This is a genomic window from Arcobacter thermotolerans (genome assembly GCF_983172305.1).
On record NZ_CFAFZJ010000008.1, the window covers coordinates 24698 to 41776 of the forward strand.

A 17079-nucleotide genomic window follows, 5' to 3' on the forward strand; every position below is an offset into this window, starting at 1 on the left:
GTTTACTATACTTAAAAGAAAAAACAAAAGGTGTGAAATGTTACGAACGAAGTTTTCTCAATTTAGAGCTATATCTATAATTGAAGGAATCTCTTATTTAATACTAGTTTTTCTGGCAATGCCTCTAAAATATCTCTTTGAAGAACCTATGGCTGTTAAAATATTTGGAATGATGCATGGAATATTTTTTATATTTTTTTGTATAGCTTTATACAATGCTATGAAACACTACAAATGGGGATTTTTATTTAGTTTAAAACTATTTATATACTCTTTAATCCCTTTTTTATTTATACTAATAGAAAAAGAGATTATGAAAACAAAAAAGGCTATTTAGAAAGCAAGGCTTTCTAAATAATTTTACTCTACTTTTTGCTCAATTACTTCAGATAATTCAATATCAGAAATTTTTACAGGATACTGTTGTTCATCTTTTGTAAAACTAGTTCCTATTTTTGGAACTATCTCATAATTTATAGTTCCATTTGGATCAGTTGAACCAATTGAGTATGCTCTAAAATTTATCTCCAAAATCTCAGCTTCAAAATCTTTGATATTTAAGATTATGCTAAACTCTTTTAGTGAATTTTCACTCAAAGTATCATCATAAGCTTCAATAGCTAAAAAGCTATTTTTAATACTTTCATAAGGATTTATAGTAAAAAGCTCACTATTTGGTTCATAAACATTTATCTCTTTTAAATCTCCTAAAATAGTAGAAACAACTCTTGATTTATCTTTTAATTGAGGAAAAGATACAACTAATCCTTTTTGACTATTTTCATTTAAAGAAGATTTATACCCAAAAGTTATTTTTAAAAGATTTTCACCAATCATATCATAAGAAGTCGTAAGATTTTCATCATCATAATATTCAAAATCACTCTCTTGTTGAGTAAATTTTAAATCTTTTTCTTCCAATAATTTAATATCATTTATATAAATACCATCTTTTAAAGATATCTCAAATCTCTTTAAATCATCATTTGCAATATCTTTATAATTTAATCCTAAACTCTCTTTTAAAGGTAAGATTAACTTATCTGCTGAAACTTTATCTAAATCAATTTTTATATCAATTTTTTCAAAAATATCATTTAATCCACTAACTAATGCTGGTTTCATATTTTTATTTAAAGATAAATTTGCTTCATATCTTAGTTTTTCAAAAATCTTCTCAGAATTTTGAGAAAATGAAGAAGAAACTCCAGAAGATGAAACTTTTACATCACTTTTTACAAGCTCTTCAAAAAAACTATCAAAAGCTTTTGAAAAAATATCTTCATCTTCACTATCTATAACTTTCATTAACTCTTTGTACTGTTTATATGGTAAATTATCCAAAGAAAAATTTATCTCACTATTTTTTACATTTATTATATTTGAACCATTTATCAAGCTTTGAACATCATTACTAATAAAAGAGAACTCATCAAAAGAGATTTTATCTTTTGTACTAACTTTGTCATTTATATTTTTAGAAGAGCCATCAAATAAGATATTTTTTATACCCATTTTTACAAATTCACTTTCTAGTGATAGATTAGAAACTGAAAATTTAGTATCTATATTTTTTTCAATCTCTTTGTAATAGCTTTTCATATCTTCTAAGACAAAACTTTCATTATTTGCGCCAATAATTTTAAATAAAGCAATATTTAAACTATTTTTATCTCCATTTATTCCTCTTAATGATATTAAAGAGCCACTATTACTAAATGCAATATCATCTAAAGTAAAGTTCATTTTGTCATCTACTTTTAAGTGAATAGCCTTTTGTTTTAAGATACTTAAAAGCTCTTTACTAGCTTCATCTTCACTATTTTCTAACTCATTTTGTAATACAACTGATAACTCCTTTAAATATAAATCTGCTTTCATCTCTTTTGTGAAAATATTTAAAGAGAAATCATAATCAAACTTTGTACCCTCAATTGCTAACTGTTTTGATTGACTATCAAAAATATTTAAAAACTCAACAAAAACCTCTTTTGCTTGGCTCTCTTCTATATTCTTAACTATAAAATCTAATGCTTTTATAGCATCTATAACTTGGATTTCACCATCTTTTCTTATCTTCATTGGAAGATTAGAATTATTTTGAGTTATAGAAAAACCATTTTGATTTAACTCTTCAATTTTTAGATTAACTGCCTTATCAACTGACCTATTTATAGTAAAAAAAATAGCTCCAGCTACTATTAAAACTACAAATCCTATCAATAATTTTTTCATTTATGTTCCTTTTTCTTTAAAAACAAAAGCTTATCAAATAGTTGCTAAATTATCTTTAATAATTTAAAAAATTCACTTTTTCATCAATAAAATTATTGTTAAACTCTAAAATCTTTAATACTTTACCCTCTTCTATAGTATCTGCTTCACCTGAACTAATCATTAAAGAGTTACTTTCACATATTGGACTTATCATTCCAGAGCCATATTTATTATCTCTTGTAACTTCAAAAACTCCATTTATAACTCTTCCTAAAACAGCCTCTACCCTTCCATCTTTTACTCTAAATGATTTTTTATTTTTACAAATTATAAAATCATGATAAAAATCTGTTTCACCTTGAAGTTTTTTAGCTATTGGTAAAAGAAAAATATATGCATTTATAACTGCTGCCAAAGGATTTCCTGGTAGTGATAAAACAATAGATTTATTCAAATTTCCAAGCATCATAGCACGACCTGGTTTTAAATTAACTCCATGATAAGCAATATCTAATCCAGATTTAAAAAATGCTTCAGCTAAAAAATCGGCCTCCCCCATAGATATTCCACCACTTGTAATAATTAAATCAAAATCCTCTAAACTCTTTATAAAATCTACAGATTTTTCAAAACTATCTGGAACAACTCCACAATAAGTAGCATCAAATGAGTTCTCCTTTAATAAAGCAATGATTGAACTTGCATTGCAGTTATAAATCTCATCTTCACTTGCACTTTCCCAAGGCTCTTTTAACTCATTTCCTGTTGATATAACAGCTATTTTAATTTTTCTATAAACTTCAATAGCATTTATTCCTTGAGAAGCTAAAAGTGCGATAGAAGAAGAGTTTATCTTCTCTCCTTTTTTTATAATTACATCACCCTCTTTTAACTCTTCGCCTTTAAATCTAATATTAGAATTTAATTTTAGATTTTTTGGAACTTCTACACTAAAACTATCTATTTGTATGCAATTTTCTATTGGAATTATTACTTCAACACAAGAAGGAACTTTAGCTCCTGTCATAATTTTATAACATTCACCGATATTTAAATCTTTAAAAGCTTTTTTATCACCAGCAAATATAGTATCAACTATTTTTAATACCTTTCCACTATCTTCAACTCTACAAGCAACTCCATCCATTGCTGAGTTATTAAAAGATGGAAGATTTTTTTTACAAATAATATCTTTACTAACAACTTTTCCTAAAGAGTCAAAAGTGTATGCAACTTCTGTTTTTGAAATAGGGTTTGTTTTCTCAAGGCTTTTTTTGCATGCTTCTTCAAAATTTAAATATGTTAAACTCTTTTTCATATAAACTCCTTATTCAAAACTTCTTATCTGCTCATATTTTTTAAAAATCAGATTTACAACTTTATTTATAATCTCTTCTTCATAATTTTCATTAAAACTAAAAATTAAAGCATTCCTACTAATACTCTCTTCAAAACCCATAGCTTGAATAACTCTTGAAGGTTTTGATAAGCCCAAACTACAACCTTCACCATTTGATAAAAATATATTTTCAAATGCTAAAGTTCTTATAATATCTCTTGCTTTTATTCCTTTTAATGCTATATGAAATGAGTTATTTAATGTATTTTTATTATTTACAAAATAGTATAAATTATCTTTAAACTTATCTTCTAATTTTTTTATAAAAACCTCTTTTATTTTAATATCTTTTTTTATATTTTTATATGACTTAAAACAAGAATATATAGCTAAACTATCTGTAAATCCAATATTTAACTGCTCAAATCCATCATTAAATAGTAAAACTCCACTTAAAAAATATCCACAAAGTTTATAGTTATCAAAATATATAATATCACTATATTTACAAAAATCTGCACTTGCATTTGAGATAATTTTTGCATTTGTTAAAGTTTTTAAACTATTTAAATCTGTCTTTAAAAATGTATCCATAACATATGATGAGATAAAAATATAGTCAAAATCTTCATTTTTTAACTTATCTAAACAAACAGTTCCATCTTTATTTAAATCCAAATAAGTAATTTCAAAACCTAATTTCTCATACATTTTACAAGCATCTATTAAAGCTTGTGATTCTCCTAGACTAACTGCTATTTTTGAATTAAGTTCAAAAATAAGTCCTAGAAAACCCTCTTTTGAAAAAGAGAAGGTTTTTAATTTTTTAAAAGAGAAATAGTTCAAAAACTCTTTACAAAGATTTTCAAACTCAAAATTAGTAGATAAACTATCTAAAGAGTAGTTTTTATCTATATTTAAATCTAAAGGATTGTATTGTAAAAAGTTTAATCTAATCAACTTTTACTCTTGAACTATGCGTATAAATATTCATTTTATGCTCTCTTGCAAAACCAACTAATGTAACTCCATGTGAAGAAGCAGCTTTAATACCTTCAAATGTAACAGCTGCTTTTGACACAACTATTGGAATTTTATGCATTACACACTTTACAACCATTTCATTTGATAACCTTCCAGTTACATATAAAATAGATTTTCTTATATCTTTTTTACTCATTGCTGCAAGTCCAACAACTTTATCAATAGCATTATGTCGTCCAATATCTTCAGCTTCAAATATAGTTTTATCTTCAAGAACAATTTGTGCTTTATGAACACAACCTGTCTCATCAAAGAGCTTTGAGGATTTATTAAATTCACTCATCTGTTTTAAAATTTGACTAGATTTTACTTGATAGTTTGTTTGCACAAAAGAGCAATCAAAACTTAAATCAGCATTTCCTGTAACTCCAACACAACATCCAGATGTTAAAGTTTTATGTTTAAATAGATTTTCATAAGATATTGAAGAGATATCAGCCTCAACATAAACTTTCAAACCATCTTCGTCTATTTTCAATGATTTTATATCATCAATAGTAGAAATAACTGCTTCACTTAGTAAAAATCCAACTATATGAGCATCTTGATGCTCTTTTATAGTCATAACAGAAATTAGTTTTTCACCATTAAGATAAAAATCTATCTTCTCATCTTTTATTACAAAATCCTCAAAACTCTCACATTTATCTTCAAAAAATTTATCTACAATAACTTTTTTAGAGTTTATTTTATCTTTTTTAAAAAAAGAGAGAGAGTTATCTCCCCCTTTAAAAAGAGCTGTCATCTTTTTGCCTTCTCTTTTTCTATATCAGCTAACACATCTGGAGCTAACTGTTCTAAATACTCTCTTGGATATTTTCCAGTAATCAAACCTTTTAAGTTACCTTTTACAGCAACTAAAGTTGAATATACAAAATCCATTAAGAAGAACATTATTAAAACACTTGCACCAAAATGAACATAAAGTAATGCTCTTTTAAACTGTATAAATTGAGCATTTGTATATGCATCTGGATGAATAAACCAAATTAAAAATCCACTAAATAGCAATCCTGCTCCCATCATCACAAATACAAGGAATATAATTCTTTGCATTGGTTTATAACTTCCTGGAAGAGTAATTTTAGCTATTAGGCTATTTTTTGATAAGATTTTTAAATCCTTAAATGCAATTATGCTCATCAATAACCAAACAGGGAACCATATAAGTCCTGTAACTTCATGAGTACCTCTTAAAATATATGGAATATAACCACCCTCGCTTCTTAAACTCCAAGTTATATTAAAACCTGTAATAATTAAAGCTAAGATAATGAATACATTTAACCAAATTATTGCTCTATGAACTAAAGAAAAAACTTCAACCTGATCATTTGGTCTTGTTATTTTTGCCTCTTTTCTACCACTTATTGTGTACATTACACAAAAAATAGCAATTTCAGCAACAAAAACCCACCAAATATATAGTTGTCTTTCATTACTTGCTCTTATAATCTCAGGAGCAATAGCTTCATAGTTTGGTCCAAATGCTCTATTTACCATCTCTTTATAAGTAGAATCTGCTGGAGTTAAAATCCCATCAATATTTCCACCTGTTAAAACATGGATTGTGTACTTAATTAAGTATCCCCAATCCATTATCATTAAGAAATTAATAAATACAAATCCAACAACTCCAAGACCTAGAAGTGTAAAGATATATGCCCTATTTCTTTCAAAAAATGAGCTTTTTTCCATAAATTATTCCTTACCAACCATAAGAAGGAGTTGCAATTCCCTTTCCTTTGCTTGTAGCTCTATATGTTTTAATTAAAGCAACTTCATTTGCATCTCCTACAAGTAAGGCTTTAGTTGAACACATTGAAGCACACATAGGAACTTTTCCTTCACTAATTCTATTTTGTCCATATTTATGGAACTCTTCTGGAGTATTAGTTTCTAAAGGACCTCCTGCACACATAGTACATTTATCCATTTTACCTTTTGTACCAAAAGCACCATCTTGTGGGAACTGTGGAGCACCAAAAGGACAAGCAAAGAGACAATATCCACAACCAATACATTTGTCTTTGTCATGTAAAACAATTCCATCTGTTCTGATATAAAAACAATCTGTTGGACAAACTTGTTGACAAGGAGCATCATCACAATGCATACAAGCCATAGAAATAGAGAACTCTTTTCCTACAACACCCTCATTTACAGTTACAACTTTTCTTCTATTAACTCCAACTGGAACTTCGTGAGCCTCTTTACAAGCAACTACACATCCATTACAGTTAATGCAAAGATTTTCATCACAGTAAAACTTCATACTTGAAAAATTTATTTTATTACTCATGATTACTTCCTTTACGCTTTTTCTATTCTAACAAGTGAACATTTTGTTTCTGGACAAGCTGTTTGCTGATCAAAACCATAACTAGTTACTTGTGTTGAGTTTTCACCCATTGCATATGGAGCTGTTTTATCTGGGTATCTATGTGTTAAATCTTCTCCACTCCACCATCCAGAAAAGTTTTGTGGTAAGAATACATTATTTTCAGCTACTCTTAGACTAACTTTACATTTAATCTTAATCTTTCTACCAGTTGTTCCATGAACCCACATCATTTGACCATGCTTAACACCTAATTTTGATGCAGTATTTGGATGTAACTCTCCATACATTTCAGGGCTTAACTCAGCTAAATATTTACTAGCTCTTGTTTCTGTTCCTGTTCCCATATGCTCAACAACTCTTCCTGAAACAATATTAATTGGGAAATCATTTACCCAAACTTGTTTTTTCTGCTCAGATTCATATCTAACATCAACTCTAAAGTGATTAGTCTTATCTTTAATAGATGGATATTTTTCAACTAAATCAGGTCTAAATGAGTGTAAAGGTTCTCTATGTTTTGGAATTGGATCAGCAAAAGAAGGAACAATAGTCATAGCTCTTGCATTTCCATAAGGTACAAGTCCAGCAGCAAGTGCATACTTAACTAAAATTCCACTATCATCATTTTTCCAGTTCTTACCTTCAACTAACTTTTTCTCTTCTTCAGTTAAAGTAATTCCAGCTAATGCTTCGATATTTGCACCAGTAATTTCTGCATAACCACCTTTTACTTTAGAACCTTTTGGATAACTTCCATCAGCAGCAAGTAAACTCACTCCATCTTTTTCTAAACCAAAGTTTGCTCTAAACCCCATACCACCTTGAGATACTGGTAAAGTAGTGTTATATAATACTGGGCTTCCAGGGTGTGTTGTTGTCCAACATGGCCAAGGTAAACCATAATACTCTTTACTAAACTCTCCTGTTCCTTGAAGTGTTGTAGTATTAAACAGATGCCAATTCTCTTGTTGTTTTTTAATTCTTTCAGCAGTAACACCTGTCATACCAATTGTTTTTAATGCTCTTGCAATTTCATTTGTTGCATCTTCTGGCCATTGGAAATTATCTCCTTTACCCATTCCTGCAACTAATTCATTATAGAATCCCATTCTTTTTGCAAAATCAAATAAAATTTCATGGTCAACTCTAGCTTCATATAAAGGTTCAACAACTTTACTTCTCCATTGAACACTTCTTCCTGTGTTTACAACAGTTCCCGAAGTCTCTACTTGTGAAGCAGCTGGCAATAAGAATAGATTATCTGTTCTTGTTGTAATAACAGCAGCATCATTTACATAAGGATCAATAAATACAACTAATTCTAACTTGTCTAAAGCCTCTTTAATTCTTTTTACATCAGTTACAGTTGAAATACCATTTCCAATACAAACTAAAGCTTTGATTGTACTTCCACCATTATATTTTGCATTTTCTTCATGAATTACACCATCTGCAAATAGTGAAAGAGAGTTACCTTTCGCTTCCATTAGCTCTTTAGATTTAAATCTTCCTTTTAACCACTCGTAATCAACTTTCCATTGTTTTGCAAAATATTTCCAAGAACCTTCAGCTAAACCATAATATCCTGGTAATGTATCAGATAAACATCCAACATCTGTTCCACCTTGAACATTGTCATGTCCTCTTAGAATATTACATCCACCACCTGGTTTTCCTACATTTCCTAATATTAATTGCATAATTGAACCAAGTCTTGTATTAGAAGAACCAACAGTATGTTGAGTCCATCCTTGATTCCAAATTAAACATCCAGGATCTGCACTAGCTAGTAGTGTTGCAGCTTGAATTAAATCTTCTTTTGGTAATCCTGTAATATTTTCAACATGCTCAGGAGTATATTGTTCACACTCATTAAAGATTTCTTGAACTCCATAAACTCTATCATTTAAATATTTTTCGTCATACCATTTATTTTCTTTGATTAATCTAATCATTCCATATAAAAATGCAACATCAGTTCCTGTTCTTATTCGACAGTATAAATCTGATTTAGCAGCAGTTTTTGTAAATCTAGGGTCAACAACAATGATTTTTGCACCATTTTGTTCTCTAGCTTTCAAAATATGTTGCATAGCAACTGGATGATTGTCAGCTGGATTAGCTCCAATTATAATAATAGCTTTAGAATTATGCATATCTCCTAAGTGATTTGTCATAGCTCCATATCCAAATGTATTTGCCACACCGGCAACTGTTGGACTATGTCAAATTCTAGCTTGGTGATCTATATTATTTGTTCCAAACATTGAAACAAATTTTTTAATATAATATCCTTGCTCATTACTAGTTTTTGCTGAACCTAAGAACATAACTGAATCTGGTCCAAATTGTTCTCTTAGTTCCATTAATTTATTAGTTACTTTTGTCATAGCATCATCCCATGATACTCTATTCCATTTTCCAGCAACTTTTTCTATTGGATACTGTAATCTATTTGTTGATCTGATTTTATCAATCATATCAGCACCTTTACAACAGTGTCCTCCTCTACTAATTGGGTGATCTTGAGCTACCTCTTGTCTAACCCAAACACCATTATGAACTTCAGCAACTACTCCACAACCTACTGAGCAATGCGTACAAATAGATTTTATAAGTTTTGAACCAGGAAATGGATTTCTAACCTCTTCCTCTGTTGCATCTCTTAAAACTTTATTTGTACTTGCAAAAGCAGATGTAGTAGTTATAGCAGTCGCTAGTGAAGCCATTTTAAGAAATGTTCTTCTACCAAAGCTATTTGCTCCCATACTATCCTCCTTTTAAATTTTTATACTAGTTTGCAGCTCTATAAAATTCTTCCCAAGCTGCTGATTTTTTATATAAAATCTCTTTTTTAGTTGATCTTCCCACAACTACACCGTTACCGTTGTTGCTATTTGCTCCTCTATCTTGATTAGGAGATGTTGCTGCTGTTGCAACCACACTTCCAGCTAAAACAGTAGCAGCTATACCAGCTCTTTTGATAAATTGTCTTCTTTGTGCTAATTCATCTGCCATGATAACTCCTTTCTTTAATTCAGGGTAAAAGCCCCTCTAAAAACTCTAATAAGTTTTTAGAGCGACTTTTATAAAAAAACTAAAGCTCTAAATAACCCTTTTCAAAGCCATAAAAACTCTCTAAAATAAACCCAACATTAGAATAAATATCTGACTTTGTAGACATTAACTTATAAAACAATTTATCTAAATACGGATTTAAAACTTCAACAAAAAGTTCTTTTTGTAAATCCTCTTTTATCTCATTATTTAACTGTTTTTCAAGTAAATAAGCACTTAAAGTAAAGGTAAAACCAAAATGGTCTTCTTGTGCTGTAAATGAATTTTCATCTCTTCTTATTTTTGTTTTTCCAAGAATATCTTTTACTTTTAATTGCATTACCCCACCTTCTCTTTGCTCATGATACCATGAGATAGAAAGGGGAATAAACTCTCCGAATGGAATTAAAAATAGATTTTGATATTGTCTAAAAATTTCTTCTTTTCCTCTTTGTGAAATGATTTTTATAATATTTTTAGCTGATTCTTCTACAACTGGACTAAATGAGTTTTCACTTAATATCTCAAGATTTTTTAAAATCTCTTCCTGTTTTGTTTTCGTGTACTCTTCAACAAAAAATAGAGATAGAAGATTATAAACAAAAAGTCTAGCTTGATTAATTTGAATATTTTGCATTATTATTTAACTCCTCAATTATCATAACTTTTGGTTTACAATTTGAACAACAATATAAGCTTCTAACTTTTGCAGGACTTTGTTTTGCAAATATTGGTTCCATTTTAGAAGCAATTTTTTCTATTGCTTTTGTAGTTGCAAATTCAACTCCACACTCAACGCAAGCAAAAAGTTTATCTTGTGCTAAAATAGTCTCTTTAAACCAAATTGGATTCAGCTCCATTTCATCATAAACTATAGTTAAACAGTCAGTTTCTGGACATACAGCTTCACAATATCCACAAGCTGTACATAAAGATGGATTTACTCTTAATGTAAAATCTGATTCGTTTGCAAATAAAGCATCAACATTACAAGCTCCAACACAAGATAAACAAAGCGTACAATTTGCTTCATTTACCAATACTCTTCCATAATGAATATTTGGACCTGTTTTAACAACTCCTAAATCATCATTTCCAACAATTTTTTGAAGCCTTTGAGAAAAAACTTCTCTTTTTTTCATATCATTTTGATTAAAGTTATAGTAAGAGTTCTCTATAAACTCCTGTTTTTGTAAGGCATCATTCAACTCTTCTTCATTTGATACTAAATAAACAGCTATTTTCCCATATTTTTTCAAATATATCTCATTTACGATTCTAATACTCTCTAATGTTCCTTTTGATATATCACCTGAAAAATATATCAAAGAAGAACCACTTACTTGAAGATAAGTTAAAAGCATAGTTTCATCAAAAATATCTCCAATAATACAAAGTGGTAAAACATCCTCTTTTAAATCCACCTTTATATTTTCAATATTTGCTTTTGAAGATATTATTAAAGGTTTTGTATCTTTATAAAATAGAGATATTTCGTATAAAGAGTCTCTTGAAGTATTAGCGCTATTTAAAGAGCCACTTGGACAAACACTCACACACTCTCCACATGTAATACAATCAACTAAAGAAAAAACTAATCTTCTATTTTGTTCATCTTTTGTAATAGCATTTGTAGGACAAACATCAGAACATTTTGAGCATATCTCATCTTTTCTTTCATGATACTGACAAATTGATTTATCATAAGTTATAGTTTTTTTGAAAGAAAAAGTAACTAAATTTTTTCTTACAATATCTAAAGTATTATCAACACCTAAAATATTTGGGTCATAAACACCCGCTCTTTTTTTCTCTAAATTTTCATTAAACCAAACTATTTGTGATGTTTTTAAAACAATATCTTTGTTTCCACCATCAACAACTACTTCAAAATTTCCAATAGAGTTTTTTATCTTTTTTATAAGTTTTGATTCAACTTTATAAAGTTCAAACTCCTCTTTCACTAAATTTTTAGAGAAACTATTAAACTCTTCTAAATTGTCATAAATTATCATTAAAGTATTAGATATTTCCAAACTTTGTGGAATATCTTGTGCAAAGTCAAATCTTGTAGCATTTATATCATACAGTTTTAAAACATTTTGAATCTTTTTTGATAAATCATCTTGTGAATTTTTAATATAAAAATCTATCTCAGAAGCAATAAATTCAGAGTTCACATCTTTTGAGTTTGATATTAAAAAACTTTTCTCTTTAATATCATCTAAACTAGTAGCTACTTGGATCTTTTCATTTAAAGGGAAATCCAACCCGTTTTTATTATAGTATATATACTCTTGCATAACCTATGCCCTTAGTTTTTAGTAAAAAATATTTTACCATATTTTATATTTAAAGAAGTTAAATAAACCTGAATTTCTATATATTAAAGAATATATTATTACAATTAAACTGAGAGTTTTAAACACAAATAATGTAAACTTATGAATGATTAAAAAAGTTTTATTTGTTACACTTATTATTATTTTAATATTTATGATTTCTATTGAAAAAACTAAGCAGCAAGATGAGATATTAATAGCTTCATCTATGCCACAAAGTTCTGGTTTGAAAGCTTGGGGAGATGCTGTTTTTACAACTACAAATAGTTATTTTAACTATGCAAATGATAATAATTTGATAAAAGATAAGAAAATTGTTTTAAAAGTTCTTGATGATAAATATGAACCTGATTTAACCTATGAAAATATAACTAAGCTTTCAAAAGATGATATTCTAGCTTTTTATGGAATAGTTGGAACACCTACAAATAAAAGAGTTCTTCCTATTTTGGAAGATAGTGGCATGGTATATTTTTCACCATTTTCAGGTGCACAATTTTTAAGAGATAAAAATCTTAAAAATATCATAAACTTTAGACCTTCTTATAAACAAGAGTTAGAAAATCTTTTAAACTATATCGTAGATGAAAAAAAATTAGATAAAATAGCAATTTTTTATCAAAATGATGAGTATGGAGAAGAGGGATATATATCAACATTAGAAATCTTAAAAAACAAAAATATAGAACTAATATCAACAGGTACATATAAAAGAAATACACTTTCAATAAATCATGCTTTTAATGAAATAAAAAAATCAAAACCAGAAGTAATAGTAATGATTGGCGCATATAAAGCAAACTCTTTATTTATAAAAAAGGCAAAAAGTGATGGAGTTCTAAAAAATGTAATCTTTTGCAATATATCTTTTGGAGATGCAAACTCTATTGTAAAAGAGCTAGAAGCAACAAATACAGATACAAAAAATCTTATATTTTCTCAAATAGTGCCAAACTACAACGATAAATCTTTAAAAATAGTACAAGAGTATCAAGAAATTATGAAAAAATATTCAAACGAGAGCAGTTTGGGATTTATATCATTTGAAGCATTCTTAGCTTCAAAGGTTTTGGTAAATCAAATATCAAAAATTGAAGAGTTAGGAGAATTAAATAGAAAAAATCTATTTAATTCTTTAAAAAGTCCACCAAAAAATATTTTGTATGAATTAGAGTTAGATTTTAAAAACAATCAACTTCTAAATAAAACATATCTTTTTGAGTATGAAAATGGAAATTTTAAAGAGCTTATAAGATGAAAAGAGTTTTCAACTATTTTAATAACTTAAAATTTTCATACAAAGCAAATTTTTTAATATTTATAATTGCTGGTGGAATGTTTACTATTATCATACTATCTCAATTATCAATTTTTATTTTAAAAAATGATTTTGATACACTTTTTGAAAAACGAACAAAAACTCTAATTAAACTTGAAAATATAAATGATTCATATAAAATAAATATTCAAAATACTTTAAGTGAATTTGAAAAAAACAATCTAAACTATGAACAAACTTTAGAAGTTTTAAAAATAGCAAATGAGATAATAGATAAAAATTGGAGTGAATATAAAAATAACTCATATTCTACAAAAACTGATTTTGTAATAAATTATATACAAAAACATTTTTCAAATAAAAACTACTATAAAAACGAGTTAATAAAAAATTTAAATATCCAAAATGTTGATGAAAAAATGAATAAAATATTGCACTATTTAAATAATATAAAAGAGAAAAACGATAAAGAGTACTTTACAAATTTAAATTTTGAAATAGATGCTATTTTGATATATTTAGGGAGTTTAGTAAATTATGATTTAAATTTAGCAATAAATGAAAAGAGAGATACAGATAATATCTTTCATCTTATAACAATTTTTTCTTTTATCTCTATTTTTTTAGTTGTTTTATTTACAATAATTTTATCTTTATTTATAACTGTACATTTTAGAAGAATACATGATTTACAAGAAAAAATTGTAGAAGATAAAACCAAAGAGCTAAAAGAGTTAAATGCAAATTTAGAATTAAAAATATCTCAAGAGGTTTCAAAAAATAGGAAAAAAGATATTATTATGTTTCAGCAAGCAAGATTTGCAAGCTTAGGAGAGATGTTAAATAATATAGCACATCAATGGAGACAACCTTTAGGTTCTATATCTATGATTATCCAAAGTTTTCAAACAAAAATGAGACTAAATAAGCTTTCACTATATTTTGTGGAACAAAAAGTTGCAGATGCACTACTTTTAGCACAAAATATGTCAAATACACTAGATGATTTTAAAAATTTTTTCAGTCCAAATAAATCAAAAAATAGCTTTTTTATAAAAGATTGTGTAGAAAATTCAATAGAATTATCAAAATATTTTTTAAATAAAGAGAATATAAAATTAGATTTAATTGTGAAAAAAAATGTAAAAATATATAGCTTTGAAAATGAGTTATCTCATGTTTTTTTAAATATAATATCAAATTCAAAAGATGCTTTAATAAACAATATATCTAAAGATAATAGAGTAATAAGAGTTATTGTAAATAGTAAAAAAGATTTTGTTTTTGTAAATATTAGTGATAATGGAGGCGGAATTCCCCCACTTATTATGCCAAAAATATTTGAACCATATTACACAACAAAATATAAAAGTGCAGGAACTGGAATTGGACTTTATATGTCAAAGCAGATTATCGAAAAACATATAAAAGGGCAAATTTCTTGTAAAAATATAGAAATTATTATAAATAATCAAAAATATGATGGAACATCATTTTTGATAAAAATACCAATAAATAAAGAGATTATTGAAGAAAAAAAGGAAAAAGATGAATAAAAATCTAGATATTTTAAAGAATATTAATATTTTATATTTGGAAGATGATGAGAACCTTTTAAAACATACTAGTGATATTTTAGAAGATTTTGTAGCAAATATTTATGGTGTAAAAAACACTATTGATGCTATGAAAATTTTACTTGAAAAAAAAGTAGATGTAATAATAAGTGATATTTTGCTTGAAAATGAAAATGGTATAAACTTTTTAAAATATATTAAAAGCAAAGATATACTTATACCTGCAATTTTAACTACCGCACATACTGATACAAACTATTTAATAGAATCAATTAAGCTAAAGGTTGAAAACTATCTTTTAAAACCAATAAATATTGATGAACTTCTAAATAGTTTATATGATGTCATTTTGCCAAAAATCCAAGAAAAAGAGATAAAAAAGAATAGTAATATCATAAAAACAATTGGAGCAATTACAGATAGCAAACAGGTTGAAATTATAAAATATATTTTTAATAATCTTGATGAAAATAATAACTTTTTTGGCTCTTACAGTGAAATTATGGAACAATTTTCTATTTCAAAACCAACATTGATTAAACTATTTAAAGATTTAGCAGATAAAAATATTTTAATAAAAATTTCCCACAAAACTTACCAATTTGATGAAAAGAGTTTAAATGATTAAAAAAATTAAAAATATATACAAAATATTTGGTCCTGGTATTTTAATGGCAACTGCTGCTATTGGAGGTTCACATTTGGTCTCTTCAACTCAAGCTGGAGCACTGTTTGGTTGGAGTTTAGCTATATTTATACTTTTAATAAATTTTTTCAAATATCCATTTTTTTTAGCAAATGTACAATATACAATGGCTACAAAAAAGAGCTTAATTGAGGGATATGCCTCTTTAGGAAATAGTTGGTTGTGGCTTTTTACAATTTTAGCTGTAATTGCTGCTGTTGTAAATACTGCTGCTGTTTCAATGTTTGCAGCAAGTTTGTTGGGATATTTTATTCCTATACAACTGACTATTAATATTCTTAGTTTTATTATAATTTTTGCTTGTATATTAATTTTAATTGCTGGTAAATATAATCTTTTAAATAATGTTTCAAAGATAATTATGATAACTCTTAGTATTGCAACAGTAGTTGCTGTTGTAATGGCTGTAACAAAAGATGTTAATTCAGCTTTAGCTGATGATTTTATATCTCCATCTGCTTGGACAATTGCTAGTTTAGGATTTATAGTTATTCTAACAGGTTGGATGCCAGCACCTATTGAAATATCAAGCATTGGTTCTATTTGGCTAAAAAATCAAATAAAACAGACAAATATAAATGCAAAAAATGCTTTGCTTGATTTTAATGTAGGATTTATAGTAACTGCTATTTTAGCTATATTTTTTCTAGCTCTTGGAGCTTTAGTTTTACATGGAAGTGCTTATGAATTTAAAGATGGAATAGCATTTTCTCATCAACTTGTAACTATGTATTCAACTGTTATTGGTGATTGGTCAAGACTTCTAATAGCTTTTATAGCATTTGCTTGTATGTTTGGAACTTCTATTACAGTTATTGATGGTTATGGAAGAGCCGTTGCAGAAGCTTTTTCATTAATTAGAAAAAACAGATCTGCATCAAATAGAAGTGTTGCTGTTTGGACAATTTTTATATCTATTATTGGATTTTTAATTATAATTTATTTTGCAAGCTCTATGCGAACTATGCTTGATTTTGCAATGATATTATCATTTACAACAACACCAATATTTGCATTTTTAAACTATAAACTTGTAAGAAGTACAAAACTTCCAAAAGAGCTTCAAAATGGGATGTTTTTAAATATTTTGTCTATTTGTGGATTAATATTTCTTTTTGGATTTTTAATTTTATTTATTATTTATAGATGGTTTCCATTTTTAATTGGTTTGTAG

15 protein-coding genes are annotated in these 17079 nt (G+C 27.3%); 5 read left to right on the forward strand and 10 right to left on the reverse strand.

What is annotated here, in order from left to right; genetic code table 11:
• Positions 1-37 precede the first annotated feature (37 nt).
• Positions 38-337 (forward strand): DUF3817 domain-containing protein, encoded by a 300-nt coding sequence (locus AC5LG6_RS07325; protein WP_066155869.1) that lies wholly within the window; start codon positions 38-40, stop codon positions 335-337.
• A gap of 23 nt (positions 338-360) precedes the next feature.
• On the opposite strand, the gene AC5LG6_RS07330 is transcribed toward AC5LG6_RS07325, so the two are convergent.
• From AC5LG6_RS07330 to AC5LG6_RS07375, 10 genes are all read right to left on the reverse strand, one after another.
• Positions 361-2235, reverse strand: coding sequence for a hypothetical protein (locus AC5LG6_RS07330; RefSeq protein WP_498586108.1), 1875 nt, complete (start codon positions 2233-2235; stop codon positions 361-363).
• 55 nt (positions 2236-2290) lie between these two features.
• Positions 2291-3535 carry a molybdopterin molybdotransferase MoeA gene (locus tag AC5LG6_RS07335; RefSeq protein WP_498586109.1) on the reverse strand — a complete coding sequence of 415 codons (1245 nt, stop codon included), beginning with the start codon at positions 3533-3535 and terminating at the stop codon, positions 2291-2293.
• A 9-nt stretch (positions 3536-3544) separates the two neighbouring features.
• Positions 3545-4516: a cysteine desulfurase gene (locus AC5LG6_RS07340; RefSeq protein WP_498586110.1), complete on the reverse strand. Its 972-nt coding sequence runs from the start codon at positions 4514-4516 to the stop codon at positions 3545-3547.
• A complete protein-coding gene (fdhD, locus tag AC5LG6_RS07345) occupies positions 4509-5345 on the reverse strand; it encodes a formate dehydrogenase accessory sulfurtransferase FdhD (RefSeq protein ID WP_498586111.1) in 837 nt (278 codons plus the stop codon). The genes AC5LG6_RS07340 and fdhD overlap by 8 nt, the downstream gene beginning before the upstream one ends.
• The gene (locus AC5LG6_RS07350; protein ID WP_066155852.1) at positions 5342-6298 is read right to left on the reverse strand and encodes a cytochrome b/b6 domain-containing protein; all 957 of its coding nucleotides are present in this window, start codon (positions 6296-6298) and stop codon (positions 5342-5344) included. Before AC5LG6_RS07350 ends, fdhD begins: the two co-directional genes overlap by 4 nt.
• A gap of 10 nt (positions 6299-6308) precedes the next feature.
• Positions 6309-6902 (reverse strand): formate dehydrogenase FDH3 subunit beta, encoded by a 594-nt coding sequence (gene fdh3B, locus AC5LG6_RS07355; RefSeq protein ID WP_066155849.1) that lies wholly within the window; start codon positions 6900-6902, stop codon positions 6309-6311.
• A gap of 11 nt (positions 6903-6913) precedes the next feature.
• Positions 6914-9712 carry a molybdopterin-dependent oxidoreductase gene (locus AC5LG6_RS07360; RefSeq protein WP_498586112.1) on the reverse strand — a complete coding sequence of 933 codons (2799 nt, stop codon included), beginning with the start codon at positions 9710-9712 and terminating at the stop codon, positions 6914-6916.
• Between the two features lie 25 nt (positions 9713-9737).
• A complete protein-coding gene (locus tag AC5LG6_RS07365) occupies positions 9738-9962 on the reverse strand; it encodes a formate dehydrogenase (RefSeq protein WP_066155840.1) in 225 nt (74 codons plus the stop codon).
• 79 nt (positions 9963-10041) lie between these two features.
• Positions 10042-10638 carry a TorD/DmsD family molecular chaperone gene (locus AC5LG6_RS07370; protein WP_498586113.1) on the reverse strand — a complete coding sequence of 199 codons (597 nt, stop codon included), beginning with the start codon at positions 10636-10638 and terminating at the stop codon, positions 10042-10044.
• Positions 10619-12304: a 4Fe-4S binding protein gene (locus AC5LG6_RS07375; RefSeq protein WP_498586114.1), complete on the reverse strand. Its 1686-nt coding sequence runs from the start codon at positions 12302-12304 to the stop codon at positions 10619-10621. The genes AC5LG6_RS07370 and AC5LG6_RS07375 overlap by 20 nt, the downstream gene beginning before the upstream one ends.
• Before the next feature lie 145 nt (positions 12305-12449).
• Here AC5LG6_RS07375 and AC5LG6_RS07380 point away from each other — a divergent pair, with 145 nt between their 5' ends.
• Genes AC5LG6_RS07380 through AC5LG6_RS07395 form a run of 4 tightly spaced genes read left to right on the forward strand, consistent with a single transcriptional unit; the run spans position 12450 to position 17079 of the window.
• Positions 12450-13601: an ABC transporter substrate-binding protein gene (locus tag AC5LG6_RS07380; RefSeq protein ID WP_260879918.1), complete on the forward strand. Its 1152-nt coding sequence runs from the start codon at positions 12450-12452 to the stop codon at positions 13599-13601.
• Positions 13598-15178 (forward strand): sensor histidine kinase, encoded by a 1581-nt coding sequence (locus AC5LG6_RS07385; RefSeq protein ID WP_498586115.1) that lies wholly within the window; start codon positions 13598-13600, stop codon positions 15176-15178. The genes AC5LG6_RS07380 and AC5LG6_RS07385 overlap by 4 nt, the downstream gene beginning before the upstream one ends.
• Complete coding sequence (locus AC5LG6_RS07390; protein WP_066155827.1) at positions 15171-15827, forward strand: response regulator; 657 nt, start codon at positions 15171-15173, stop codon at positions 15825-15827. Before AC5LG6_RS07385 ends, AC5LG6_RS07390 begins: the two co-directional genes overlap by 8 nt.
• Entirely contained in the window at positions 15820-17079 is a 1260-nt protein-coding gene (locus AC5LG6_RS07395) for an NRAMP family divalent metal transporter (RefSeq protein ID WP_081560643.1), read from the forward strand. The genes AC5LG6_RS07390 and AC5LG6_RS07395 overlap by 8 nt, the downstream gene beginning before the upstream one ends.